Below are 26,526 nucleotides of genomic sequence, written 5' to 3' on the forward strand. Positions count from 1 at the left end.
AAAAGCAGGCGCGGACATAAGAAAATTTGATGCGCGTCGAGCCTCGACCTGGAGTAACAATTGCAACCATAAGAACGATAAACGCCAAGAGAACCACCATGAACCTCAAGTTTCTCGAAACCTTCGTCTGGGTTGCTCGCCTGCAAAGCTTCAGCCTGACCGCCGAAAAGATGTTCAGCACCCAGGCAGCGATTTCCAGTCGGATCGCGTCACTGGAAGACGAGTTGGGCCTGCGCCTGTTCGTGCGTGATTCGCGAGGCGTGTCATTGACGCCGGAAGGCATCAAGGTGCTTGAGTACGCGGAGCAGATGCTCGAAGTCCAGCGCGCCCTGAAGCAGTCGTTGGACAAAAGCACCCCGCAGCAGGGCCTGGTGCGCATCGGCGTGATGGACACGGTGATCCACACCTGGCTCAGCCCATTGATGTCGATGCTGATGCAGGCATTCCCCGCCGTGGAGATCGAAATCACCGCCGACGCGGCGCGCAACCTCTGCGACCAGCTGCAAAAAGGTTACCTGGACATCGCCTTCCAGACCGATCTGGTCCGCCATGAAAGCGTGCGCAATCTGGAACTGGGCCACTACCCGATGCACTGGATCGCCGCCAGCCAATCGATTTACGCCCGGCCCTATGCCTCGCTGACGGAAATGGCGAGCGAACGCATCATCACTTTCGTCAAGCAATCGCGACCGCACCAGGACGTGCTCAACCTGCTGTATGCCCATGGCGTCGGTACACCACGGGTCAGTTGCGTCAATTCGGTATCGGCCATGACCCGACTGATACGCGACGGTTTCGGCATCGGCGCGTTGCCGGCGGCGCTGGTGGCCAAGCCGCTGGCCCGTGGCGAGTTGATTCAGCTGGAACCCGGTGCGCCTCTGCCCCAGCTCGATGTCGTTGCATCGTGGCGCGCGGGCGTGGGGCTGGAATTGATCGAGAGCATCGTGCAGATGAGCCGACAGGTGGTTTGCCAATACGCCACGGACGTCGGGCCGCTGCGCATGGTGGCGGCGCCGGGGTTATTGAAGGGCGAATAACTTTTACTTGTCAGGGGGTAGCAACTTTCCTTGTTGGACGCCGTCGCCCGGGTTTTCTACAAAGGGATCTCTAAAAAAACCAATGGAGCCCCCACGATGAATTCATCAGCCCTGACATTCGAACAGCTGCAGCAATGTTCGCCGCAGGCCTTGCGCCAGAACATTGCGGCCGGTCGATACCACGGCCACACCAGCGGCCTGGGCCAGGGTCGGGTGCAAGCCAACATCGTCATCTTGCCAGGAGATTGGGCCGACGAATTCCTGCGCTACTGCACACTCAACCGCCAGGCTTGTCCGCTGCTGGACGTGACAGAACCGGGCGATCCTTTCCTGCGCAACCTGGGCGCTCCCATCGATATCCGCCACGAGGTGCCGCGCTACCGGATCTTCGACCACGGCGAGTTGAACGAAGAACCCACAGACATCGAACACCTTTGGCGCGATGATCTGGTGACGTTCGCCCTCGGCTGCTCATTTTCTTTCGAACAACCGTTGCTTGAGGCCGGCATACGCTTGAGGCACATCGACCTGGGTCGCAACGTCGCCATGTTCCGCACCAACATCGACACACGCCCCACCGCGCGACTGTCTGGCAAAATGGTCGTGACCATGCGCCCGATGAAGGCCGCAGCGGCGATCCAGGCGATCCAGATCACCGGGCGCATGCCCAACGTCCACGGCGCCCCGGTGCACATCGGTGACCCGGCACTGATCGGTATTCGCTCGCTGGACGCGCCGGACTACGGCGATGCAGTACCGGTCCAAAGCGATGAAATACCGGTGTTCTGGGCCTGTGGCGTAACGCCGCAATCGGTGGTCCAGGCTTCGCGTCCGCCGCTGTGCATCACCCACGCGCCGGGCTGCATGCTGGTAACGGACCTCTGGAACAGCGCACTGTGACCCCTCAAACACATAAGGAGATTTGATGAGCAGCCCGCGACGATCCATCGAGCAGTACATCCGCGCCAAGGACGGCAATCGCCCTCACCTGCTGGCCCAGGCCTTTACCGATGACGCCACCCTGGACATGGTGGTCCGCACCGGGTCCATTTCGTTCCCGGATCACGTCGAAGGCCGTGGCGCCATCGGTGATGTGCTGGTCAGCCGGTTTAACCAGACCTTCGAAAACGTCTACACGTTTTGCCTGGACGCTCCTCCCGAGGCCAGCACCGAGTCCAGCACCGAGGCGTTCCAGTGCCGATGGTTGGTTGCCATGTCTGACAAGCACAGCGGTGAAGTCCGGGTGGGTTGCGGCCGGTATGACTGGCGGTTCAGCCCCCAGTCGTGGTTGGCCGGGGGACTCACCATAACTATCGAACACATGAGCACCTTGCCGGCAACCGACCTGCCGGCGGTCATGGCCTGGGTGTCGCGCTTGGCGTATCCATGGTGCAGCGTCGAGGCCGCCGTGGACACGGTGCCGGATTCAAGCAAGCTTCAAGACGTGATCCAATACCTGTCAGCCAGATGGGGCCGACAGGTTTGATTTCCCTGCGCTTTCCCTGGCTATCAGTTTCGAGGAGCGGCACGACATGAACATCAAGTTCCTGGAAACCTTTGTCTGGGTTGCCCGGCTGAAAAGCTTCCGGCTCACAGCGGAAAAGCTCTTCACCACCCAAGCGTCCATTTCCAGCCGGATCGCGGCCCTGGAAGATGAAATGGGCGTGCGCCTGTTCGTGCGCGACCCCAAAGGCGTGTCGCTGACATCCGAAGGCCAGCGGGTGCTCGAATATGCCGAGCGCATCATGGACACCATGCAGAGCATGAAGGCGGTGATCAAGGATCCGCGCCAAGTACGTGGGCGGATTCGCATCGGCGCGATGGATACGGTGATCCACACTTGGCTCAGCCCGTTGGTGACACGCCTGATGGAATGCTACCCGGCGCTGGAAATCGAATTGTCGGCCGACACCGCGAGCAACCTGTGCTCGCAGCTGGAAAAGGGTTATCAGGACATCATCTTCCAGACCGATATCCTGCGCCTCGACAGCGTGCGCAATACCCTCCTGACCCGTTATCCGATGCATTGGGTGGTGCGCACCGGCTCAGCCTATGACCGTGACTATGCTTCACTGGACGACCTGTCCCAGGAACGCATCGTGACCTTTTCGCGCAACTCCCGGCCGCACCAGGACATCCTCAACCTCCTGCACTCGGCCAATATCGTCTCGCCACGCATCAATTGCGTGAACTCGGCGTCGGCCATCACACGCCTGGTGCGCGACGGCTTCGGCATCGGCGCCATGCCCGCAGCGCTGGTCCAAGGCGAACTGACCCAGGGCACATTGAGGCTGGTGGACGGCGTGCCGCTGCCCTCGGTGATGGACATCGTCGCGAGCTGGCGCACCGGCGCCGGGATGGAACGGGTCGAGGATATCGTCAGCCTGACCCGGGAAGTGGTCGACGAGTTCGTCACGCAATTACCCGCTCAGTACCGGTTGGCGGCGGATGCGGGCGCTACAGGCTGTCAGTGAACTGCAACATCGCCTCCCTATCCTGAAACGAGCGCACCACGGTGTACCGCCAGGTGCGGCCGCTCGGGATGGTCCAGGGAGTTCGCCATGAAGATCAGCGTGTTCGGCAGTGGTTACGTTGGGTTGGTGCAAGCCGTCGTGTTGGCCGAAGTCGGCCATGACGTGGTGTGCATGGACATCGATGAAAAAAAGATCGAGCACCTGCGTCAAGGCCAGGTCAGCATTTTCGAACCCGGCCTGGCGACGCTGGTGCGCGAGGGGCTCGATGCCGGGCGCTTGCGTTTTACCAGCGACGAGCAGGTTGCCGTCAAGCATGGACAGGTCCTGTTCATTGCCGTAGGTACGCCATCCAGGGAAGACGGCTCGGCAGATCTTCGCCAAGTCCTCGCCGTCGGTGAGGCCGTGGCACGCTACGGCGAGCAATCACTGGTGGTCGTGGAAAAATCCACCGTGCCGGTGGGCACGGGCGATATCTTGCGCGCGCACATCGACAAATGCCTGCTCAAGGCCGGCCGCCTGCTGCAGTTCGATATTGTCTCCAACCCGGAATTTCTGAAGGAAGGCTCCGCCGTAGCCGATTGCCGGCGTCCTGATCGCATCGTGATCGGCTGCGAGCGCGAAGAAGTGCGCGAAACCATGCGCGACCTGTACGCGCCATTCAACCGCAATCATGACCGGATCCTGTTCATGGATGTGCGCAGCGCCGAGCTGACCAAATACGCCGCCAACGGCATGCTGGCGACCAAGATCAGCTTCATCAACCAGATCGCCGAGCTGGCCGAACACCTCGGTGCCGACATCGAGTCGGTGCGCCAAGGCATCGGCGCCGATTCACGCATCGGCTATCACTTCATTTATCCGGGGTGCGGCTACGGCGGCTCGTGCTTTCCCAAGGACATGCGCGCCTTGATCCACACCGCAGAACAGGCGCATTGCTCCAGTGACCTGCTGCAAGCGGTGGAAACCATCAATCTGCGGCAGAAACACAAGCTGTTCGAACGCATCAAGGCGTTCTACCAGGGCGATTTGCGTGGCAAGACCTTTGCGCTGTGGGGCTTGGCCTTCAAGCCCAACACCGACGACATGCGCGACGCTCCGAGTCGCACGCTGCTGGAAGCGTTATGGGCGGCCGGGGCCAGCGTACGGGCGTTCGATCCCGAAGCCATGCAGCAGACTCAGTTGCTCTACCCCAACGAGTCGAAACTGATGCTGATGGGCACGCCTGAGTCCGTGCTGGCAGGCTCGGATGCGTTGATCATCTGCACCGAATGGCAGTCGTTCAAGGCGCCTGATTTCCAATTGATCCGGCAGCGCCTGAAGGCGCCCGTGATTTTCGATGGCCGCAACCTATATGATCCGGACCGCATGGCGGACAAAGGCTTTACCTATTTCCCGATGGGCCGCGGCCAATCCTGCAGCTTGCCCATCGCGCAGCAACCTTGGTTGCGCGCCAGGATCGCCTGACCTCTACTTCAAAATAAATGCACTCAACCAGCATTAATATGAATTTGTAAGCGAGGGAAGCGACCGGCACACTGTGCATCGTTCCTCCCCCAAACTGTTGGAACACTTAAAGGGCTTTCTGGGACTCTCCCGTAAGCCCCTTTTTTTGTTGGTTTTTTGGATTCTCGCTTAATGTTTTCTCGCTGGTTCCCCGCTGCTATCAATACCCGTCCCACCGAATGGAGCCGTGCCGCGATTGGCATGGCCCTGGGAACAATGTTCAGTGTCTGGCTCTGCGGCCAAGTGTTCGGTCTTGAAGTGGCCCAGCATCTAATCGGCCCGCTTGGGGCCTCGGCAGTCTTGCTGTTCGCCGTGTCGTCGGGCGCCTTGGCCCAACCCTGGTCAATTTTCGGCGGATACCTGTGTGCGTCGGTCGTCGCGTTGCTGGTCGCCCATGTATTGGGCCGCACGCTGGGCAGCGCTTGCCTGGCGGCCGGCATGGCGCTGGTGTTGATGTGCTGGCTGCGTTGCCTGCATCCACCGGCCGGTGCCCTGGCGGCGACGCTGGTACTGGCGGATGCGTCAATTGTCGCCCTGGACTGGCAGGCGGTTGGCGCCGCAATGCTCGCCGGTTCCGGCCTGCTCGCCTTTGCGTTGGCGTACAACAACCTGACGCGCGTGCGCTATCCCAAGCGCGCCAGCGAGCCGGTCCCCGTCATTCCGGCGGACCACCCGCCCGTGGATCGCCAGGCCATTACCGCCGCCGACTTGAAATCGGCACTTGAGGAAATGGAAGCATTCTTCGACGTAACCCCTGAGGATCTCGAACAATTAATTCACGCCAGCGAGCGTCATGCCAAGCGCCGCAGCATCACGGAGGTGCTGTCGGGTCGCGGCTGAGCCTGTGGCTGCTATAAATATGCAGACAGGACCTGCACGTATCCCGGTTGTGCAATGCAAATTTGCACTGTTACGATCCCGACCGGGTACGCGCTACGTTATTCATAAATAACAACAAAAGCAGGGAGTTAGCGATGACAGCTCAGGTTTCATCCCAAGCTGCGGGCAGCGTCGAAACCGCGCCATACGAGGTGTTGGTCGACGTCCGCAACCATATTGGCCACTTGACCCTGAACCGCCCCGCCGGCCTCAATGCCCTCACCTTGGGCATGGTGCGCAGCTTGCAGCAGCAACTCGATGCCTGGGCGCAGGACGCGCAGATTCGTGCGGTGGCCCTGCGCGGTGCCGGGGGCAAGGCGTTCTGCGCCGGCGGTGATATCCGCTCGCTGTACGACAGCCACAAGCAGGGCGACACCCTGCATGAAGACTTCTTCGTCGAGGAATATGCCCTCGACTTGACTATCCACCACTACCGCAAGCCGATTCTGGCCCTGATGGACGGCTTCGTGCTCGGCGGTGGCATGGGCCTGGCGCAAGGCGCCGACCTGCGCGTGGTGACCGAACGCACCCGCCTGGGCATGCCCGAGGTGTCCATCGGTTATTTCCCGGACGTGGGCGGCAGTTATTTCCTCCCGCGCATTCCCGGCGAGCTGGGCATCTACCTGGGCGTGAGTGGCGTGCATATCCGCGCCGCGGACGCGTTGTACTGCGGGCTCGCCGATTGGTACCTCGATAGCCACAAGCTCGCCCAGCTCGATGAACGCCTCGATCGCCTGGAGTGGCGCGACACGCCTCTCAAGGATCTGCAAAGCCTGCTGGCGAAGATGGCGGTCCAACAACTCCCCGCCCCGCCCCTGGCCGATCTGCGCCCTGCCATCGATCATTTCTTCGCCCTGCCCGATGTGCCAAGCATGGTCGAGCAGTTGCGCCAGGTCACGGTTGCCAACAGCCATGAATGGGCATTGGAGACCGCCGACCTGCTGGAAACCCGCTCGCCTTTGGCCATGGCGGTGACCCTGGAGATGTTGCGCCGCGGTCGCCACCTGAGCCTGGAAGACTGCTTCGCCCTTGAACTGCACCTGGATCGCCAATGGTTCGAGCGCGGTGACCTGATCGAAGGCGTGCGCGCCTTGCTGATCGATAAAGACAAGAGCCCGCGCTGGAACCCGCCGACCCTGGAGGCGCTGGACGCCGCAGCCGTGGCGAGTTTCTTCGACGGCCTCGACTACCACGGGAACTGAACATGCAAGACCTTGAGCTGACCGAAGAACAAGTGATGATCCGCGACATGGCCCGTGATTTCGCCCGCGGTGAAATCGCGCCCCACGCTCAAGCCTGGGAGAAAGCCGGCTGGATCGACGATGGCCTGGTAGCGAAGATGGGCGAATTGGGCCTGCTGGGCATGGTCGTTCCCGAGGAATGGGGCGGCACCTATGTCGATTACGTGGCCTACGCCCTTGCCGTGGAAGAAATCTCCGCGGGCGACGGTGCCACCGGCGCGTTGATGAGTATCCACAACTCGGTGGGCTGCGGGCCGGTGCTCAATTTCGGCACCGACGAACAGAAACAGACCTGGCTGGCGGACCTTGCCAGCGGCCAGGCGATTGGCTGCTTCTGCCTGACCGAACCCCAGGCCGGCTCCGAAGCGCACAATCTGCGCACCCGCGCCGAACTGCGGGACGGCCAGTGGGTGATCAACGGCGCCAAGCAGTTCGTCAGCAATGGCAAACGGGCGAAACTGGCGATTGTCTTCGCCGTCACCGACCCGGACCTCGGCAAGAAAGGCATCTCGGCTTTCCTGGTGCCGACGGACACCCAAGGTTTCAACGTCGATCGCTCCGAACACAAAATGGGCATTCGCGCCTCGGACACCTGTGCAGTGACATTGAGCAACTGCACCGTCCCCGAGGCCAATCTGTTGGGCGCCAGGGGCAAAGGCCTGGCCATCGCCCTCTCCAACCTCGAAGGTGGCCGCATCGGCATCGCCGCCCAGGCACTAGGCATTGCCCGCGCGGCGTTCGAAGCGGCCCTGGTCTACTCCCGCGATCGGGTGCAGTTCGACAAGCCGATCATCGAGCACCAGAGCATCGCCAACCTGCTGGCCGACATGCACACCCGCCTGAACGCAGCCCGCCTGCTGATTCTCCATGCCGCACGCCTGCGCAGCGCTGGCAAGCCATGCTTGTCGGAGGCGTCGCAAGCCAAGCTATTTGCTTCGGAAATGGCAGAAAAAGTCTGCTCGTCGGCGATACAGATCCATGGGGGGTATGGGTATCTGGAGGATTATCCGGTGGAGCGCTACTACCGGGATGCGCGCATTACCCAGATCTATGAGGGGTCGAGCGAGATACAGCGGATGGTGATTGCCCGGGAGTTGAAGCACTACCTGGTGTGAGGTCCAGGCTTCGCGAGCAGGCTCCCACAGAGTTTGGTGGTGTACACAGTATCTCGTACACCTCAAGTCCACGGTGGGAGCCTTCTCGCGAATGCGCCGCCTTACTTGTCTTGGAATTGCGCAGCACGCTTGGCCACGAATGCGGCCATGCCTTCCTTCTGGTCCTGGGTCGCAAACGCGGCGTGGAACACCCGGCGTTCAAAACGCACGCCTTCGGACAGGCTGACTTCGAAGGCGCGGTTGACCGTTTCCTTGACCATCATGCTGATGGGCACCGATTTGGAGGCAATCAGCGCTGCGGTTTTCAGTGCTTCGTCCAGCAGCTCATCAGCCGGCACGATGCGCGCGACGATGCCGCAACGCTCGGCTTCCACCGCATCGATAAAGCGCCCGGTCAGGCACATTTCCATGGCCTTGGCCTTGCCTACCGCGCGTGTCAGGCGTTGGGTGCCGCCCATGCCCGGCAACACGCCGAGGTTGATTTCCGGCTGGCCGAACCTGGCGTTGTCGCCGGCCAGGATGAAATCGCACATCAAGGCCAATTCACATCCGCCGCCCAAGGCAAAACCGTTCACCGCCGCGATGATCGGCTTGCGGCGATTGGCAACACGGTCGCTGTCGCTGAACAGGTCATCCAGGTAGATTTGCGGGTAGGTCAGCTCGGCCATTTCCTTTATGTCGGCGCCAGCGGCGAAGGCTTTTTTCGAGCCGGTCAGCACGATGCAACCGATCTTCGGGTCCGCTTCGAGGCTGTCCAGCGCCTGGTTAAGCTCGCTGACGATCTGTGCATTGAGGGCGTTCAGCGCTTCGGGACGGTTCAGCGTGATCAGGCCGACGCAGTCCTTGATCTCCAATAAAATCGTTTCGTAATTCATGCAGGACTCCTGTTCAAAGATTGCGCGAAATAACCATGCGCTGGATATCACTGGTGCCTTCGTAGATCTGGCAGACCCGCACGTCGCGGTAGATGCGCTCCAGCGGGAAATCGTTGAGATAACCGTAACCGCCCAAGGTCTGCAACGCCATGGAGCATACCTTCTCGGCCATTTCCGAGGCGAACAGCTTGGCCATGGACGCTTCCACCAGTGCTGGCTGGCCGTCATCGCGCAGGGCGGCGGCGTGGTGGACCATCTGCCGCGCCACGGCAATCTGCGTCGCCATGTCGGCCAGACGGAACGCCACGGCCTGATGCTCGATGATCGGCTTGCCGAAGCTCTGGCGCTCACGGGCATAATCGCGAGCCGCTTCGAACGCCGCGCGAGCCATGCCCACCGATTGCGCCGCGATGCCGACGCGTCCACCTTCCAGGTTCGCCAGGGCGATCTTATAGCCCTCGCCCTCTTCTCCCAGCCGATTGGCCACCGGGACCTTTACGTCTTCGAAAAGGATCTGGCAGGTATCGGAGGCATGCTGGCCGAGTTTGTCTTCAACCCGTGCCACGCTGTAGCCCGGTGAATCGGTAGGCACGATAAACGCGCTGATGCCGCGCTTGCCGGCGCTCGGATCGGTGACCGCAAAGACAATGACCACCCCGGCATTCTGCCCGGAGGTAATGAACTGCTTGCTGCCGTTGAGCACATAATGATCGCCCTCGAGCCGCGCCCGCGTCTTCAAGCTGCTGGCATCGGAGCCGGCCTGGGGCTCGGTCAGGGCGAAGGCGCCGAGCATCGTGCCGCTGGCCAGTGGCGTGAGGAACTTGGCCTTCTGTTCATCGTTGCCGAACGTGAGGATCGGCACGCAACCCACCGAGTTATGCACGCTCATGATGGTCGAGCATGCGCCATCGCCAGCGGCGATTTCCTCCAGTGTCATCGCGTAGGCCAGGTAACCGGTGTCACAACCGCCCCACTGTTCGGGCACCAGCATGCCGAAAAAGCCGAGCTCGGCCATTTCACCGATGGCTTCCTTGGGAAAACGGTGCTCACGGTCCCACTCGGCCGAGAACGGTTTCAAACGCTCCTGGGCGAACTGTCGGGCCATGTCGCGGATCTGGGTCTGTTCTTCAGTCGGGAGCATGGGCATTCCTTAATACAGGCATTCAACGGCCATAGCCGTGGCTTCGCCGCCGCCGATGCAGATGGCCGCGACGCCGCGCTTGAGGCCTTTTTGGCGCAGGGCCGAGAGCAGCGTCACCAGGATGCGTGCGCCGGACGCACCAATCGGATGGCCCAGGGCGCAGGCACCGCCATGGACGTTGACCTTGTCGTGGGGGATTTCCAGCTTGTCCATGGTCACCAGCCCTACCACGGCGAAGGCTTCGTTGACCTCGAACAGATCAACGTCCCCAAGCGACCAGCCGGTCTTGCCCATCAACTTCTTGACCGCGCCGATCGGTGCCGTGGGGAACAGCCCCGGAGCATCGGCAAAGGCCGCATGGCCATGAATGACCGCCAGAGGCTTCAACCCGCGCTGTTGCGCCTGGCTCTGGCGCATCATCACCAGGGCCGCGGCGCCGTCGGAAATCGAACTGGCGTTGGCCGCCGTCACCGTGCCGCCGTCGCGAAAGGCAGGCTTGAGCGTGGGGATCTTGTCGATGCGTGCCTTGGGCGGTTGCTCGTCGTGGCGAACGGTGACCTCTTCCTTGCCGACCATGACCTGCAGCGGCACGATTTCGGCATCGAAACTGCCGTCCTTGATCGCCTGTTGGGCGCGGGTGGTGGACGCGATGGCGAAGGCATCCTGGGCCTCGCGGCTGTAGCCGTTGGCCTCGGCGCAGTCCTCGGCAAAGGTGCCCATCAGGCGCCCCTTGTCATAGGCGTCTTCGAGGCCGTCGAGGAACATGTGGTCCAGGACCTTGCCATGGCCCATGCGCAAACCGCTGCGGGCGCGATCCAGAAGATACGGAGCGTTGGACATGCTTTCCATGCCACCTGCGACCACGACGTCGGCGCTGCCGGCGATGAGCATGTCATGGGCCAGGATCGCCGCTTCCATGCCCGAACCACACATCTTGTTCAGCGTGGTGCAACGGGTCGATTTGTCGAGCCCGGCGCCCAGCGCTGCCTGCCGTGCCGGCGCCTGGCCTTGCCCGGCGGCGAGCACGCAACCGAACAGCACTTCTTCGACCGCGCCGGGCGCGATGCCGGCACGTTCAACGGCGGCCTTGATGGCGGCGGAACCCAGCTGCGGCGCGGTCAGGCTTTTGAGTTCGCCCTGGAAGCCGCCCATCGGGGTGCGGACGGCGCTGACGATGACAATCGGATCGTTGGACATGACAAATCCTCCTATTTGGCGGCCATGCGCAAGGCGCCGTCGAGACGGATCACCTCGCCGTTGAGCATGCTGTTTTCAATGATATGCCGGACCAGCGCCGCGTACTCGGCGGGTTTGCCCAGGCGTGGCGGGAACGGCACGCCGGCGGCCAGGGAATCGCGCACTTCAGGGGTCATGCCGGCCATCATCGGGGTTTCGAAGATACCCGGCGCGATGGTCATCACGCGGATGCCGAAACGCGCCAGTTCACGGGCGGCAGGCAGGGTCAGGCTGGCGATCGCGCCCTTGGACGCCGAGTAGGCGGCCTGGCCGATCTGGCCGTCGAAAGCCGCTACCGATGCGGTGTTGATGATCACACCGCGCTCGCCATCGGCGTTGGCCTCGGTTTCGGCAATGGCCGCGGCGGCCAGGCGCAACAGATTGAAACTGCCGATCAGGTTGACGTTGATCACCTGGCTGAAACTGGCGAGGGCGTGAGGACCGTTCTTGCCGAGGATCTTCTCGCCGCGCACGATGCCCGCGCAGTTGACCAAGCCATTGAGGCCACCGAATGCATCGACCGCAGCCTTGACCGCGGCTTCGGCTGCCGCTTCGTTGCTGATGTCCGCGACCACGCTCTGGCAACCAAGCTTTTGTGCCTGGGCGGCCACCGCGTCGGCATTGAGGTCCACCAACATCACCTTGGCGCCAGCCTTGACCAGCATTTCACCGGTGGCCGCGCCAAGGCCGGAAGCGCCGCCGCTGACGAGGAAAATCTTGTTGTCGATCTGCATCATGGTTTCCTTGGATTCAAGCCGAAACGTTCTTCGCCAATGTCTCTTGGACTTTGGCGATTTCCTGGTTGCGCAAGATAAAGCGCTGCAACTTGCCGCTCGGGGTTTTCGGCAAGTCGCTGACAAATTCGATTTCACGGGGATAGGCATGGGCCGCCAGGCGCTTGCGTACGTGCTGGCGCAATTCTTCGGCCAGCTCTGGCGCGGCGCGGTACTGGGCGCTGAGCACCACGAAGGCTTTTACCAGCTCGGTACGCTCCGGATCAGGCTTGCCGACCACGGCGGCCTCGACCACCGCCGGGTGCTCGATCAGCGCGCTTTCCACATCGAACGGGCCAACGCGATAGCCGGACGTGGTAATCACATCATCGCTACGCCCGACGAAGCTGATGCTGCCGTCCGGATTGAATTCAACGGTGTCACCGCTCAGGTAATAATCACCGACGAAGGCCTTGGTCGGGCCGCCCTGGTAACCGGCGAACCAGCACATCGGTGACTGGCTGCGGTCGACGGCAAGAATACCCGGCTGGCCGACACCGAGTTCCTGATGGTTTTCATCCAACACCACGATGCGATGGCCCGGCGAAGCGAAACCTGCCGCGCCCTGGTGCACCGGATGGTCGAGACCGTGGTGATTGCACAGCACCATGCCCAGTTCAGTCTGGCCGTAATGGTCGTGGATCACCACGTCCAGGTTGTCGGCAAACCAGCGGATCACTTCCGGGTTCAGCGGCTCGCCGGCGCTGCTGACGATGCGCAACTTGCCCTTGATCGACCGGGCGAACTGGTCGCCGCCGGCAATCAGCAAGCGATACGCGGTGGGCGAACCCGCCAGATTGGTGATTCCGTATTTATTGATGACCCGGCAGGTGCTGTCCAGGGTGAACGGGCCGTCGTAGAACGTGATCGGGTGCCCCATCGCCAACGGCCCGGTCACGCCGAAATAGATGCCGTAGGCCCAGCCGGGATCGGCAACGTTCCAAAAGGCGTCTTCAGGGCGCAGGTCCACGGCGTCGCGCATGTAGCTCTGGAACGCGACGATGGCCTTGAGCGGCACCGACAGTGCCTTGGCCGGTCCCGTCGTGCCAGAGGTGAACATCAGCAGGAACGGATCCTCGCCGGTCAGCATCAGTGGCTCGCAGTGGTTGGATTGGTTGGCGACCTCGGCCCAGAAGCTGAAATCGCCGCGGACGATGCCCTGCCCTTTTTCGCCGCCGACCGTCACGACGATGGGGCAACCGGCCACTTCGTCGAGTTTGGGGCGGTTGGTGGCGTCGGTGACCACTACCCGGGCGCCGGAGCTGCCGAGGCGATGTTCGATGGCCTTGGGACCGAACGCGGTGAAAAGCGGCTGGTACACCGCGCCGATGCGCCACGTGGCCAGCACCACGATCAGCAACTCCGCAGTACGCGGCAACAAGCCAGCAACCTTGTCGCCCTTGCCGACACCTTGGGCGCGCAGGAAATTGGCGAAGCGCGCCGCGTTGTCTTGCAGGTCACGGTAAGTCCAGGTCGCATCGCTGCCGTCACGGCCCTCCCAGAACAAGGCGATGCGTCCCGGCAAGGTGTGCCGGTCGCAACATTCGACGCAGGCATTGAGCGCTTCGAGCGAGCCGTGCAACGCGGCATTGACGGTGTGCAGGTAATCGAACTGCGACGTGGCGGACGAGTAATCGCGCATGACCAGAATCCCTCTGTACTTTTTATTGGTGGGGGAACCGTGAATAGCAGGCAAATACTCGCGCCGAAGTGCCCGCGCGGCAATGGTCAAAGCCCTCAAGTTGCTTGACTGGTTTGGCCATGGACCAAAGTAGGTATTGGCTGTTCGCGAAGGCGTCAGCCAGGCTCGTTGAGGATCAAGCTGCGATAGTGTCCGGGATTGGACCCGGACCACTTGCGAAACGCCTTGTAGAACGAACTGGCGTCGGAAAACCCCAGGCGCGAGGCAATCTCCACGAAACTGATGGACGGTTCGGCCAGCCAGGCAATCGCCAGCTCCTTGCGCACACCGTCCTTGAGCGCCTGGTAGGTCTGCCCCTCCTCCGCCAGGCGCCGGCGCAGGGTCGAGGCGGAAACGCACAGCCGCTGGGCCAGGGCCTCGGTTTCCGGCCATTGCTCGGCGGGCAACTGGCGCAAATCGTGCCGGATACGACTGGCGAGGCTTTGCGGGTCGCGGTATTTGACCAGGATGTTCGCAGGCGCCTGCGCCAGGAAACGCTTGAGCTCCTCAGGCGTGCGCCGGATAGGCAGGTCCAGGCAGTCAGCGGAAAAAATCATCCGCGTACGGGGCCGGTCAAAGCGCAGGTTCTGGGAGAACATGACGCGGTAGTCATCACAGAAGTCCGGCTGCGGGCAGCGCAATTCCACGGACAGGATGGGAATTCGCCGTCCGGCCAGCCAGCAGGCCACGCCATGCACGATCATCCAATAGGTGAAATAGGTAAAAGCGCGGCGTGGATCCTGGTCATCTTCAAGCAGGACGATTTCCGCCAGGCTTTGCTGGCGAACCCATTGCGCCGGCAAATGTTCAAGCATCAGCGAGAGGAAACCCAGCCCCGCCGTCAGCCCAGCCGCCAATGTCGGTTGAGCCATCGCGCAACGACAGAGAAAGGCCAGGCTGCCGGACTTGAGCTTGCGCGGGTCCATGCCGAAAAACTCGTCATCCCGGCGCCTCGCCAGCAGGCGCCACAGCTGCGCATAGGCGTGGGCCGGGACCCGCGCCTGGGCGTCGTCGAGCAACGTCGGATCGATGCCGACTTTGCGCAGCACCTCGTCGCTAGCCGCGCCCGGGGAACAGCTCTGCAGCAGCGCTTCGCGCACCAGCTGGACCGAGATGGTGTCTTTTTCCGCCATGACCTGGGCTTTCACAGGATCCGGTAAAGCAGACGCTCTATTCGCACCCGGCTGACGCGCTTGAGGAACTTGGCCACGGCTGCCGGGTAATCCGGCAAGGTTTCCAGGTCCAGGTAGCGTTCGATCCGCTGGGTGTGCCGATAAATCTGCTCGAGCTCGGCCTGGCGCGGCCCCGACAACTCGCCCTTGGGGTCGTCGAGCAACAGGGCATTTTCCAGGTCCAGGCGAAACGCCCGTGGATTGAGGTTGTTGCCGGTGAGCAAGGTGTAGCGCTCGTCGACCCACATGCCCTTGAGGTGATAGGTGTTGTCGCCGTCACGCCAAAGGTGCAGGTTCAACTGGCCGCTGTCTATGTAGCGCTGATGCCGCTTGGCAAAGCGACGCAGGCTGATTTCGTACAGATAGGGCAATGCCGCAATGATCTTGAACGGCTCGCTCGGCGGGATATAAAAATCGTTGGCGGTCTTGTCGCCCACGATGATGTCGATCCGCACCCCGCGGGCCAGGGCGCGGTTGATTTCCCGGGTCACGGCCAACGGCAGGTTGAAATACGGCGTGCAGATGGTCAGTTGCTTGCGGCTGCTGGCGATCAATTCGCCGATTACCTTGCTCAGCGGGTTGTTCTTGCCGACGCCCAGCAATGGGCTCACCGACAAGCCATTCTTATCGAGGCTGCCCGCCGTCGTGTCATAGGCCGCGTACTTGAGGCGACTGCGCAAGTCGCCGATGTCCTTGCGCAAGCTGCGAGTGCTGGGCAGGTTCGGCAGGTCGAGGCGATGCACGGCCCTGGAGGCGATCAGGCCGTGCTGCACCAGATGGTACATCGAATCGGCCAGCGCAGCGTTCCGCAGGAGGTGATAACGGTCGTAGCGGTACTTGTCGAATTTGTGCAGGTAGACGTTGTTCAGGCTCGCGCCGCTGTACAGCACACAGTCATCGATCACGAAGCCTTTCAAATGCAGCACGCCGAAGAGCTCGCGGGTCTGCACCGGCACGCCATAGATCGGCACTTCGCTGGCATGGGTGCGGGTCTGTTGCTGGTACCACGCCGAATTGCCCGGCTGTTTCTTGGCGCCGATCAGTCCGCGCTGGGCTCGCAACCAGTCCACCACCACTGCGATGTCCAGTTCGGGGCGCGCGGCTTTGGCGGCATGCAAGGCATCGAGGATTTCCTGGCCGGCCTCGTCCTCTTGCAAGTAGAGGGCAACGATGTAGATGCGCTGGGTCGCCTGGGCGATCTTCTCCAGCAGGCAACGGCGAAATTCGGCGGCACCGTCGAGAATGGTCACGGCCTCGGCGGTGAGTGGAAAGCTGCGCAGCTTGGGCAGCAGGGATCGTTTGAAAAGCGACGGCATAGGGCTCGCAAAAGGTCGAATCCGAAGAACCGATGAGCTTACACCATGATGCGCGGCTTGGGGCCTCCCCGGCGTGACGAAAAAACATTTGACCAAGGAGAACGATCGTTCTACTGTACCTCCCATGAACGAAATCACTCGCAATGAAACACAAGACATCATCCTCGATGTCGCCGAAAAGTTGATTTACAAAAGTGGCATCGCCGCCACCGGAATGGATCTGCTGGTGAAAACCGCTGGCGTCTCCAGGAAAAGTATCTATCGCTACTTCGCGAACAAGGAGGATCTGGTAGTCGCTGCGCTCAAGCGCCGTGACGAGCGCTGGATGCAGTGGTTCAGCAGCGAGGTGGACAAGGCGCCAACACCGCTCGCACGACTGCTCAACCTGTTTCCCGTGCTCAAGGGCTGGTTCCAGAGCGACGGTTTTCGCGGTTGTGCATTTATTAACACCAGCGGCGAAACCGGCGACCCGCAGGATCCGGTCCGCCAAGTGGCAAAGCTGCACAAACAGAAGTTGCTCGACTATGTGACGCACTTGTGTACCGAACAAGGCGTCGAGCAACCGGAGGTACTTGGCAAACAGCTACTCGTCTTGATTGACGGCGCCATCACCCTCGCGTTGGTCATGGGCGACCACGACGCCGCCGATCAGGCCCAGGACGTGCTGAAGACTTTGCTAGCGATTGAATAAGCAACACCCGCACCCGCAAGACCGCCTGTAAGACCGAAATGCACTCATCGTTCATTACCTGGAGATTGGCCATGTCGTCCTCTGCCGAAGTTCGCCCACCGCTGCCGCCGTTCACCCGTGAATCAGCCATCGAGAAAGTTCGCCTGGCCGAAGACGGCTGGAACTCTCGTGATCCGCAAAAAGTGTCGCTGGCCTACACCCTCGATACTCAATGGCGTAACCGCGCCGAGTTCGCCCATAGCCGGGAAGAAGCCAAGGCGTTCCTGGCGCGCAAATGGGCCAAAGAGCTGGATTATCGCCTGATCAAGGAACTCTGGGCCTTCACCGACAACCGCATTGCCGTGCGTTATGCCTATGAATGGCACGACGACTCGGGCAACTGGTTCCGGTCCTACGGTAACGAGAACTGGGAATTCGATGAAAATGGCCTGATGTACAACCGCTACGCCTGCATCAACGACATGCCGATCAAGGAAAGCGAGCGTAAATTCCACTGGCCGCTGGGTCGCCGGCCGGACGATCACCCGGGGCTTTCCGAACTGGGGCTGTAACGCCGACGCTGTGGGAGCCGCTGGCTCCCACAGTTTTTTGTCAGCCTTTGGCTCGATTCAGCAAGAATTCCAGCAACGTTGCCGCGCAGGCCTCGATGCTTCCTTCCACGATCAATTCATAACCATGGGTATTTTCCGTCGGGATCGCAATGCATGCGCCCTGGGCCGATACCCCGCTGCTCATGATTGCACTGGCATCGCTGGCAAAATCCGCCAGTAAGGCGAATTGTGGCGCCAGCCCGCTGCGTCTACCGGCCTGGTACAACTGGTCGACGATCCGACGGTGGTAACAGCCGTTCTTGTCGCCCGTGTTGATGATCGGGTCGACGCCCAATCGGGTGGCGTACTCCGCGACCACGGGGCCGACCTCGACTGCGACCGTGGCGTCTCCGGGCAAGTGACTGGCGGCATAGAGCGCGCCGGCATTGGACTCTTCTTCTTGTGTGGTGAAGACCAGATACACATCGTCCAGCAGCTCTTTACGGCGTTGACCCAACAATGTAGCGGTCTGGAGCGTGGCGACCATGGGCGCGCGGTCATCCAGGAAATGCGCGGCGATGGCATCGCCCACCCGGAACGGTCGCCGCCAGTGTTGGCTCAACACCACCCGCGTGCCGGGGCGTACCCCATGGGCCTCCAATTGCTCGCTTGAGCGGCGGGTGATGATGTGGACATCGCCCCAATTGACGTTTCCCGACAGGACATCCGCGCCTTGGTGGGTTTCACCGGTGCTGTGCATCGACCCGAACGACAGCACGCCTGGGATGAAATCCCGGTCGCCAAGGATATCCACCGGGCACACGCCAAAATTGATCGGATTGGCACCTCCCAAGGCCACCACCCGCAACGTACCGTCAGGCTCGATGCGTTTGACCAGCATGGCGATCTCGTCCAGGTGCGCCATGATCCGGATGGGTTGATTGGCCTTGGTATCCGCCCGGGTTCCCTTGATCAGGCCGATGACATTGCCGGCCGGGTCGACCCAGGTTTGGTCGCAGTGCGGTTCCAGTTCCCGCAGGCAAATGTCGCGCACTTCTTGCTCCTGTCCGCCGGGCCCTCGGGCCATCAGCAACTCTTCGAGCAGCGGCAAGGTGGACGGATTGGTTTGCATCGGATGGGTCTCCTTTTCTCCGGGTGCGGCCAGGTGACGAAACGGGCCGCGACGTGTCTGTCTTCTTGAACACGCCTGATGCCGGAAAATTTGATCGGATCCTGGCGAAACTGACGAGCGGACCTTGCCCACACGCGGACAGGCGGCCCGCCCGAAGGGTTGACCGACGCGCCGCCAGGCATCACATTGCCCGGGTCGCCCCTACGCCGAAGGCGGTTTTGTTGTGTCGCAGAACGTGTGGAGCCCATGACCGCGTCGATTCCGATCCGTCCCCCCTGCCCGCCTGGTGTCTGTGATTGCGGGCGTGATGCGCTGCTGCAGACGCCGGGCAGCGACGTGCGCATCCTTTGCCTGAATCGCCAGGAAGAAAAGCGCCTGCTTGAGCGATTGGAAAATATCCAGAGCCTGGACGAGCTTGAACGGCTGCAGCAGCGGCTGTATGACAACCTCGGTGTACGGTTGACCATCGAGCCCGGTTACAACGAGGTTCGGACGATGCGCGGTATTGCCATCCAATTCCAGGAGCAGCCTGGGCTGTGCCGCAAGATCCGCCAGTCGATCCCGGCGGCGATCCGCCGGGGGTTGGAAAAGCGGCCTGAAATTGCTTGGCGGCTGTTGGATTCGCGGGATCTGTTTCGCGACTGAATGGTCATCGTGACGCTAGCGTGCTGCCTGGCTCGTCAAGGAAAACCCGAAGGTATTGAGGCCGTCCTTGCTGTGGGCAAATACCCGCCCGCCGTGCATGTTCGCCACTGCCCGCACGATGGAAAGCCCCAAGCCGTGATGTGCGTCACTTCGCGCCCGGGCGGCGTCTGCCCGGTAGAAGCGCTCGAACAAGCGTTGCAGGTGCACGTTATCAATCGGTTCGCCGGGATTGGACACGCTCACCTCGGCCTGCATGCCGTGCCTGACCAGACTCACCGTGATCGTGCTGGTCGGCACCGCGTATCGCGCCGCGTTCTGGATCAGGTTGGCCAGGGAACGGTGGAACAGGCGCCGGTCGATACACACGCGCATGTCGCCTTGGATCACCACGCTCAACTGCTTGTCGTGCAGGACCGGCTCCAGGTATTCCACGGTCTTCGACGCCTCTTCATAGAGCGAGACATCACTCAGTTCGGTTGCGCGCTGACCGCTTTCGGCCCCCGCCAGGAATAGCATGTCGTTGACGATGGCGCCCATTCGCTCCAGTTCTTCAAGATTCGATTGCAGCAAGTCCTGGAGTTCATTCACATCCCGACCGTGGGCCAAGGCGACCTGGGTCTGGCCGATAAGGTTGGTCAAGGGCGTGCGCAACTCGTGGGCGACATTGGCATTGAACCCTTCGAGCTGGCTCCAGGCGGCTTCCTGGCGAGCCAGGGCGCCGTTGAACGACACGGCCAGTTCCTGCAACTCCCCAGGCAGCGCCTCGGTGTCCAGGCGTCGCTTCGAATCTCCCGGCGGCAGGCTGTTGGCCTGGCGGCTCAGGCGCCGCACCGGTCCCAGGCCGAAACGCGCGATCCAATAGCCCAGCAGCGCGACCAGCCCGACCCCCAATGCAGACGTCAGGATCAGCGTCTTGGTGAAGTTGTCCAAAGTCTTCAGGAACGGCGTCGAATCGAGCCCCACGATAAAACGCAGCTCCGGCCGGCTGCCCATGGCGGCAATAGTTTGGATCATCAGCACCATGGGACGATCCCGGTCGGGTATGGCCACGGTGGAAAACCCATCCGGACGCTTGGACCAATCCTGGCCGTCCGGCATCGCCCCGCCATAACTGTAGGCCGGGTTGTCGACCAGGACCCAGTAGCGCACGCGCTCGTCGGCGGGCGTCAGGCCGTCGAGCTTCTGCCGCAGCCCGACCCAGAATTCCGGCGAATCATATTTGGCGAGCACCGGGTCGAGAACCGAATGCCGCAGGATCAGCTCGTTTTGCATCTGGTCTTCGAGCGATTGCTTCAACGAACAGCGCAACAGCGTTGCGCTGACCGCAGTGATGAGCATCACCGCGAGGGCAAACATCAGGGCGAGCCGCTTGGAGATCGATCCTTTCATCACAGCGCCCCGACTTGCCTATCGTCCGCTTCACGGCTTTCCAGGACATAACCCATGCCCCGCACGGTATGCAGCAACTTGCGCGGATACGGCGCGTCCACCTTGGCGCGCACGCGCTTGATCGCAACTTCCACCACGTTGGCGTCGCTGTCGAAGTTCATGTCCCAGACCTGTTCGGCAATCATCAATTTGGAAAGGATTTCCCCTTGGTGTCGCGCCAGCAGGCTCAACAGGCAGAACTCCTTGGCCGTCAGGTCCAGCCGAAGCCCGCCCCGGGTCACCTTGCGGGCCTGCAGGTCGACCTCCAGGTCATCGATGCGCAAATGCGTAGGGTCGGCCGCGTCATCGGCGCGGCGACGGATCAAGGCCTGGACGCGCGCCACCAGCTCGGCAAAGGAAAAGGGTTTGCCCAGGTAGTCATCGGCGCCCTCGCGCAAGCCCCTGACGCGATCATCCACCGTGCCCCTGGCCGACAACATGATCACCGGGGTCTTCTTGTGCAGGCGCAGGCCCTGCAATACACCGTAGCCGTCCTTGCCTGGCAACATGACATCGAGGATCACCACGTCGTAATCCAGCTCCAGGGCATAGTGCAAGCCATCGATGCCGTTGGTCGCGACATCGACAATGTAGCCGAGCTCGCTCAAGCCACGGTGGACATAGGAGGAGGTTTTTTCTTCGTCCTCGACAATCAGCAAGCGCATCAGGTAACTCCTCTCCGAAAGCGGGGCAACCAGAAGAGTCTAGACGCAGAAGGTGTCTGGAGCCTGACAGCTTCCTGACATTCCTGACAGAAAACCACCCGTGAACCGAGGCGTTACCAAAGCGCGATGTCGTAAGTCACGTAGACACGGTTGCTATCGCGCCCCCGTGAAAAATCCGAGCGATAGACATAGTTGCGCAGTTTCACGCCCAAACCCTTGAACGTGCCTTGCTGCACGACATAAGCGACTTCGGCATCGCGCTCCCATTCCTTCACGGCGCTGTTGGATTTGCCGTCGTTGCCACTGAGGTAGCGGGTGGAAAACGTCAGGCCAGGCACGCCGAGGCGCGCAAAGTCGTAGCCGTAACCGAGCATCCAGGTCTTCTCGTCTTCCTCGATGAACTTGCCGATTCCGACGTTGCTGAAGGAATAGACCGTGGCGCCGCTGATGTAGGGCAAGCCCCCTTCCCCGCTGAGCGTCTGGTAACCGGCGTTGAAGGTGTGGCCGACGACGGCGTACGACAGCAAGCCGCTGAGCATGTCGTTGTCGACCTTACCGCCGTACGCCGAGCCCGCGTCGGCGCTGTTGAAGTAGCGCAGGTCACTGGTGAGCACGCCAGGACCGAGCGGCAGGTCATGTTGGATACCGGCGAAGTTCTGCCGGTAGAAGTTGTCCAGTTCACCGTAGAAGTAGCTCAAGCGCAGATTCTTTGCCAACTTGTAATCGGCGCCGGCGTAGCTGAAGTCGCCTGACTGGTCGCCGCTATAGCCATCGGGCACGATCGGCATGCTGTCGCTTGAGTCCCGCAGCTTGAAACGCTCCAGGCGCCCGCCCGTCAGGGTGAGGTTGTCGATATCGTTGCTGCTGACCTGGGCCCCCTGGTAGGTCTGGGGCAACAGCCGCGCATCGTTGTAGATCAGCACTGGGTTTTTCGGCAGCAACGTGCCGTACCTGATCGTGGTACTTGCCACCCGGACCTTGGCGGTCATGCCGGCGCTGGCAAACTCGTCGGCGGCACGACCGTCGCTGTGCACCGGGAGCAGCCCAGTGCCGCTGCGACCGCGCCCGGAGTCGAGCCTGACCCCGAGCAAGCCCAGTGCATCGACGCCAAAACCGACGGTGCCGGGCGTGAAACCCGATTGGTAATCCAACAGGAACCCTTGGGCCCATTCGGTGCGTTCGCTCTTGGCGGTCCGCGCGCCACGAGCGCTCATGCCATGTTCATCGCGAAAGTTTTCGTTGAAGTAGACGTTGCGCAACTGCAATTTGAGCTTGCTATCGTCGACCAACCCTTGCGCGTTAGCGTTGGCCAGCGGCAAAAAACCAAGGATCGGAAACAAAGCCCCGCGGATCAGGTAACTGCTCATGTCGAGTGTCTCGTTGTTGTTATTGGGCGCGCAGGCCAGCGCACTCCCCCCTGCGGGGAGCGTCAGGCAATCAATAAAGGGGTCGGATGAATCAGGAAAACAGGGTCAGCGCCCCGGTCAACAATGCCAGCGCGGTAATCACCAGTGAGGTGAGCACGGCCCATTTAATGGTGGCTTTCTGGAAGTCACCAAGGTCGCGATCGACCATGCCCACCAGCAACAAAGTGGAGGCTACCAGCGGGCTCATCAGGTGCACCGGCTGGCCGAGGATGGACGCCCGGGCTATTTCGACCGGATGAATCCCGTAGGCGGCAGCGGCATTGGCAAGGATCGGCACGACCCCGAAGTAGTAGGCATCGTTGGACAATACGAACGTCAGCGGCATGCTGGTGATCGCTACTACCAGCGGGAACAAATGGCCCCAGGAAGGCGGAATCCAGTCGACCAGGGTTTGCGCCAGGGCATCGACCATTTTGGTACCGGAGAATATCCCGGCGAAAATCCCCGCCGCGAATACCAGCAAGACCACGGTCATCGCGTTGCCCGAATGGGCGAGGATGCGCTCCTTCTGGATGTCCAGTTGCGGATAGTTGATCACCAGCGCCAGGACAAAACCGATCAGGAACAGGATCGCCGAGTGCATGAGCCCCATCACCAGCGCGGCCATCACGGCGATCACCAACAACAGATTGACGTAGGCCAGTTTCGGACGCTTGTGCGGCGTGTCCTCGAGGATCGCCTTGATATAGCAATCACCGCCACCGCTCTGGAGCTGGATATTGCCGATACGCTTGCGTTCGGCGCGGCCCAGCAGGAACGCGGTGAACACCACCCACATCGCGCCACCGATCATGGTCGGCAGCAACGGCACGAAGTATTCGCCGGCATCCAGGCCTAATGCCGCAATGGCCCGCGTCGCCGGCCCGCCCCAAGGCGTCATGCCGCTCATGATGCTCAGCGACAGCATCGCGACGGTCGCCAGGATCATCGGGTTCATTCCGATGCGCTTGTACAGCGGCAACATCGCGGCGCAGGTGATCATGTAGGTCGTCGTGCCGTCACCGTCCAGGGCCACGAGGAGTGACAGCAATGCGGTGCCCACGGCGATTTTCATCGGGTCGCCATTGACCCGCTTGAGGATCTTGCGGATCAGCGGGTCGAACAGGCCGGCGTCGATCATCAGGCCGAAAAACAGGATCGCGAACAACAGCAGTGCTGCCGACGGTGCGACCATCTTCAGCCCGTCCAGCATCATCTTGCCGGTGGTACCGCCGAAGCCGCCGATCACTGCGAAGACGATCGGCACGATCGTCAGGGCGACGATCGGCGACAGCCGTTTTGTCATTATCAGGAAGGTGAAGACCACCACCATGGCCAAGCCAAGTAAAGCGAGCATATGTCAGATCTCTTGTTGTTATGAGTAGCTGATGCAATGACAAGGTTTGCCCGGCTCATCCGGCCAGGCGCTGGGGAACCGTGGCGTAGACGAAACCTGAAAAGAGCCTGCGGGCGGTACGGACTACCGAGGCTCGGATGGTCTCACCCTTTTCGCCGGTATAGGACAACACGACATCGATACCGCCGCTGGGGTGCTCGATGCGTACCCGCTGCAAGCGTGGTTCGCTGACGCCACCGAGCAGGTTGGCCGCGACGCTGCCGTCGGTCACGCAGGCCGTCGCCAACCCGATGGAGCCGGTGATCGCCAAGGCGCGATGACAGTTGTGCGGCATGAAATAGCGCACCTGGATAGTCCCGCCACACTTGGGCGCCGACACCAGCACCGGCTTGGGAATCACTTTGTCGCTGACATCGCCCAGGCCCATCGCCAGCCCGGCCTTCAAGCGCAAGGACTCCAGGCGCTGCAGGAAGACTGGATCGGCGTCGAGCTCGGCAGGGCTTTCGTCGCCACGCTTGCCGAGCTGGCCGGCCTCGACAATCAGCATCGGCATGGCCATGTCGATACAAGTTACCGGGATGCCATCGATCCAGTCGATGGGCTGTCCGGTGGGGAAAAGTTTGCCGGTCTTGCTGCCGGCTGCGTCAAGAAAGGTCAACTGGACCGGGGCCGCCGTGCCCGGCACACCGTCGATGGCGGTGTCGCCTTCGTAGCTGACCTTGCCCTGCGGCGTCTGTACCTCGGCATTCACGAACGTCCCGGTATTGAGATTGCGGATCCGCACGCGGGTCAGCTCGCCTGTTGCCTTGACCAGCCCTTGCTCGATCGCGAACGGGCCCACCGCACAGAGCATGTTGCCGCAGTTGGGGGCAGTGTCGACCCGGCGCTGGGACACCATGACTTGCACAAACAAGTAATCCACGTCGGCTTCCGGGTGCAGCGATGGGCTGACAATCGCCACTTTGCTGGTCTGCGGGCTGCCGCCGCCGATCCCGTCGATTTCCAGCTCATGGCCGGACCCCATCAGGCTGAGCAGCAACTCGTCACGTTCGGGGATCGCAGCGGGCAAATCCCAGGCAAGGAAAACCGGACCTTTGGACGTGCCACCGCGCATGAGTACACAAGGAATTCGTTGCATGAACACTAACTCTTGTTGATCAATCTGTTTAATTGATGTTCTGGACACAAGAGTGGCAGGGATTAAAAAGTGATTCCAATGCAAAGATCGGAGCTATTATTGCGTTTCACAAAAGAATTACCCTAGGATCATCTGGGGCCCTTTGCAACGAGACCAATCATGGAATATGAACTTCAGGACATCCGATCTTTCGTCAAAATCGCCGAACTGGGCAGCTTCCACGAGGCAGCGGATGCGTTGCACCTTTCCCAGCCCGCCCTCAGCCGACGGATGAAAAAACTTGAAGAGGGATTGGGCACGGCCTTGCTCGACCGCACGACGCGAAAAGTCAGCCTGACCAGCGTCGGGCGTGATTTTCTACCCAAGGCGCGACGCCTGCTGGATGATTTCGACGACTCCATTCTCAACATCCGCGAACTGGCCGAGCGGCAGATCGGTCGGGTGACGTTGGCATGTATCCCGACGGCTGCGTTTTATTTCCTGCCCTCGGTGATCCGCCTCTATAACGAGCGCTACCCGAAGATCCGCATACGCCTGCTCGACCTCAGTGCCAACGAGGGGTTGGAAGCTGTGCTGCGTGGCGAAGCCGACTTCGGCATCAACATGATGAGCGGCCAGCACCCGGACATCGAGTTCGTGCCCCTGGTCAACGAACCCTTTGTGCTGGCCTGTCGACGGGACCATGAGCTCGCCGGACGCAGTGCCGTCACCTGGTCGGAGCTCAGCGATTATCGGCTGATCGGGGTCGGACGTTTGAGCGGCAACCGCATGCTGCTCGACCACGCCTTGTCGGGCCTTAGCTGGCGCCCGCAGTGGTTCTACGAGGTGCAGCACCTCTCGACCTCGTTGGGCCTGGTCGAGGCTGGCCTCGGCGTCTCGGCGATGCCCAGCCTGGCGATGCCGGCGGTCGATCATCCGACGCTGGTCAGCGTGCCGCTGATCGAGCCTGTGGTAAACCGGTCGCTGGGCCTGGTCTATCGACGAGGCGCCTCCCTGTCTCCCGCTGCGGAAAAATTTGTCTCGATCCTGCTTGAGCAATGGCCCCAGTAGCGGCCGATCACTTCGTCGGCGAATCGGTGCCATACTCGCTC

Annotated in this window: 25 protein-coding genes; 12 read left to right on the forward strand and 13 right to left on the reverse strand. The window is 61.6% G+C overall.

Translation table 11 applies throughout. The annotated features are described in order from the left end of the window. Positions 1-98 precede the first annotated feature (98 nt). The 8 genes from JZ00_RS04260 to JZ00_RS04295 all read left to right on the forward strand — a co-directional run bounded on the left by JZ00_RS04260 (position 99) and on the right by JZ00_RS04295 (position 8,249). Positions 99-1,037 carry a LysR family transcriptional regulator gene (locus JZ00_RS04260; RefSeq protein WP_039588531.1) on the forward strand — a complete coding sequence of 313 codons (939 nt, stop codon included), beginning with the start codon at positions 99-101 and terminating at the stop codon, positions 1,035-1,037. A gap of 96 nt (positions 1,038-1,133) precedes the next feature. Further along, positions 1,134-1,937, forward strand: coding sequence for a putative hydro-lyase (locus JZ00_RS04265; protein ID WP_039588532.1), 804 nt, complete (start codon positions 1,134-1,136; stop codon positions 1,935-1,937). 25 nt (positions 1,938-1,962) lie between these two features. Beyond that, positions 1,963-2,523, forward strand: coding sequence for a nuclear transport factor 2 family protein (locus tag JZ00_RS04270; RefSeq protein ID WP_039588533.1), 561 nt, complete (start codon positions 1,963-1,965; stop codon positions 2,521-2,523). A gap of 46 nt (positions 2,524-2,569) precedes the next feature. Then, the gene (locus JZ00_RS04275) at positions 2,570-3,511 is read left to right on the forward strand and encodes a LysR family transcriptional regulator (RefSeq protein ID WP_039588534.1); all 942 of its coding nucleotides are present in this window, start codon (positions 2,570-2,572) and stop codon (positions 3,509-3,511) included. A gap of 87 nt (positions 3,512-3,598) precedes the next feature. After that, positions 3,599-4,975: a UDP-glucose dehydrogenase family protein gene (locus JZ00_RS04280; protein ID WP_039588535.1), complete on the forward strand. Its 1,377-nt coding sequence runs from the start codon at positions 3,599-3,601 to the stop codon at positions 4,973-4,975. A 171-nt stretch (positions 4,976-5,146) separates the two neighbouring features. Next, positions 5,147-5,854, forward strand: coding sequence for an HPP family protein (locus tag JZ00_RS04285; protein WP_039588536.1), 708 nt, complete (start codon positions 5,147-5,149; stop codon positions 5,852-5,854). A gap of 134 nt (positions 5,855-5,988) precedes the next feature. Continuing rightward, on the forward strand, positions 5,989-7,095 hold the full coding sequence (locus tag JZ00_RS04290; RefSeq protein ID WP_039588537.1) for an enoyl-CoA hydratase/isomerase family protein: 1,107 nt from the start codon (positions 5,989-5,991) through the stop codon (positions 7,093-7,095). A 2-nt stretch (positions 7,096-7,097) separates the two neighbouring features. Next, positions 7,098-8,249, forward strand: coding sequence for an acyl-CoA dehydrogenase family protein (locus tag JZ00_RS04295; protein WP_039588538.1), 1,152 nt, complete (start codon positions 7,098-7,100; stop codon positions 8,247-8,249). Between the two features lie 101 nt (positions 8,250-8,350). On the opposite strand, the gene JZ00_RS04300 is transcribed toward JZ00_RS04295, so the two are convergent. The 7 genes from JZ00_RS04300 to pssA form a co-directional block, all read right to left on the reverse strand. Next, positions 8,351-9,124, reverse strand: a complete 774-nt coding sequence (locus JZ00_RS04300; RefSeq protein WP_039588539.1) for an enoyl-CoA hydratase — start codon at positions 9,122-9,124, stop codon at positions 8,351-8,353. Between the two features lie 13 nt (positions 9,125-9,137). Further along, on the reverse strand, positions 9,138-10,265 hold the full coding sequence (locus tag JZ00_RS04305; protein WP_039588540.1) for an acyl-CoA dehydrogenase: 1,128 nt from the start codon (positions 10,263-10,265) through the stop codon (positions 9,138-9,140). Positions 10,266-10,274: 9 nt separating this feature from the next. Further along, positions 10,275-11,462, reverse strand: coding sequence for an acetyl-CoA C-acyltransferase (locus JZ00_RS04310; protein ID WP_039588541.1), 1,188 nt, complete (start codon positions 11,460-11,462; stop codon positions 10,275-10,277). Positions 11,463-11,473: 11 nt separating this feature from the next. Next, positions 11,474-12,235, reverse strand: coding sequence for an SDR family NAD(P)-dependent oxidoreductase (locus JZ00_RS04315; RefSeq protein WP_039588542.1), 762 nt, complete (start codon positions 12,233-12,235; stop codon positions 11,474-11,476). A gap of 16 nt (positions 12,236-12,251) precedes the next feature. Then, positions 12,252-13,916: an AMP-binding protein gene (locus tag JZ00_RS04320; RefSeq protein ID WP_039588543.1), complete on the reverse strand. Its 1,665-nt coding sequence runs from the start codon at positions 13,914-13,916 to the stop codon at positions 12,252-12,254. 155 nt (positions 13,917-14,071) lie between these two features. Further along, positions 14,072-15,088, reverse strand: a complete 1,017-nt coding sequence (locus JZ00_RS04325) for an AraC family transcriptional regulator (protein ID WP_039588806.1) — start codon at positions 15,086-15,088, stop codon at positions 14,072-14,074. An 11-nt stretch (positions 15,089-15,099) separates the two neighbouring features. Then, on the reverse strand, positions 15,100-16,443 hold the full coding sequence (gene pssA / locus JZ00_RS04330; protein WP_039588544.1) for a CDP-diacylglycerol--serine O-phosphatidyltransferase: 1,344 nt from the start codon (positions 16,441-16,443) through the stop codon (positions 15,100-15,102). A gap of 124 nt (positions 16,444-16,567) precedes the next feature. Here pssA and JZ00_RS04335 point away from each other — a divergent pair, with 124 nt between their 5' ends. Both JZ00_RS04335 and JZ00_RS04340 read left to right on the forward strand, forming a co-directional pair. Further along, positions 16,568-17,134: a TetR/AcrR family transcriptional regulator gene (locus JZ00_RS04335; protein ID WP_039588545.1), complete on the forward strand. Its 567-nt coding sequence runs from the start codon at positions 16,568-16,570 to the stop codon at positions 17,132-17,134. Between the two features lie 71 nt (positions 17,135-17,205). Beyond that, positions 17,206-17,685 carry a nuclear transport factor 2 family protein gene (locus JZ00_RS04340; RefSeq protein ID WP_039588546.1) on the forward strand — a complete coding sequence of 160 codons (480 nt, stop codon included), beginning with the start codon at positions 17,206-17,208 and terminating at the stop codon, positions 17,683-17,685. Between the two features lie 40 nt (positions 17,686-17,725). Here JZ00_RS04340 and JZ00_RS04345 read toward each other — a convergent pair whose 3' ends face one another. After that, entirely contained in the window at positions 17,726-18,796 is a 1,071-nt protein-coding gene (locus tag JZ00_RS04345) for a M42 family metallopeptidase (RefSeq protein WP_039588547.1), read from the reverse strand. Positions 18,797-19,042: 246 nt separating this feature from the next. On the opposite strand from JZ00_RS04345, the gene JZ00_RS04350 reads away from it, so the two are divergent. After that, positions 19,043-19,441: a hypothetical protein gene (locus tag JZ00_RS04350; RefSeq protein WP_039588548.1), complete on the forward strand. Its 399-nt coding sequence runs from the start codon at positions 19,043-19,045 to the stop codon at positions 19,439-19,441. A gap of 15 nt (positions 19,442-19,456) precedes the next feature. Here the strand turns inward: JZ00_RS04350 and JZ00_RS04355 are convergent, their stop codons facing one another. The 5 genes from JZ00_RS04355 to JZ00_RS04375 form a co-directional block, all read right to left on the reverse strand. After that, positions 19,457-20,830, reverse strand: coding sequence for a heavy metal sensor histidine kinase (locus tag JZ00_RS04355; RefSeq protein ID WP_039588549.1), 1,374 nt, complete (start codon positions 20,828-20,830; stop codon positions 19,457-19,459). Further along, the gene (locus JZ00_RS04360) at positions 20,830-21,534 is read right to left on the reverse strand and encodes a heavy metal response regulator transcription factor (protein WP_039588550.1); all 705 of its coding nucleotides are present in this window, start codon (positions 21,532-21,534) and stop codon (positions 20,830-20,832) included. The genes JZ00_RS04355 and JZ00_RS04360 overlap by 1 nt, the downstream gene beginning before the upstream one ends. 113 nt (positions 21,535-21,647) lie before the next feature. After that, complete coding sequence (locus JZ00_RS04365) at positions 21,648-22,901, reverse strand: OprD family porin (protein WP_039588551.1); 1,254 nt, start codon at positions 22,899-22,901, stop codon at positions 21,648-21,650. A gap of 91 nt (positions 22,902-22,992) precedes the next feature. Next, positions 22,993-24,297: a CitMHS family transporter gene (locus JZ00_RS04370; RefSeq protein WP_039588552.1), complete on the reverse strand. Its 1,305-nt coding sequence runs from the start codon at positions 24,295-24,297 to the stop codon at positions 22,993-22,995. Between the two features lie 55 nt (positions 24,298-24,352). Further along, complete coding sequence (locus JZ00_RS04375) at positions 24,353-25,435, reverse strand: 4-oxalomesaconate tautomerase (protein WP_039588553.1); 1,083 nt, start codon at positions 25,433-25,435, stop codon at positions 24,353-24,355. A gap of 159 nt (positions 25,436-25,594) precedes the next feature. Here JZ00_RS04375 and JZ00_RS04380 point away from each other — a divergent pair, with 159 nt between their 5' ends. Next, complete coding sequence (locus tag JZ00_RS04380; RefSeq protein WP_039588554.1) at positions 25,595-26,485, forward strand: LysR family transcriptional regulator; 891 nt, start codon at positions 25,595-25,597, stop codon at positions 26,483-26,485. Positions 26,486-26,526 lie beyond the last annotated feature (41 nt).

The organism is Pseudomonas frederiksbergensis, from assembly GCF_000802155.2.
GTDB lineage: Bacteria > Pseudomonadota > Gammaproteobacteria > Pseudomonadales > Pseudomonadaceae > Aquipseudomonas > Aquipseudomonas frederiksbergensis_A.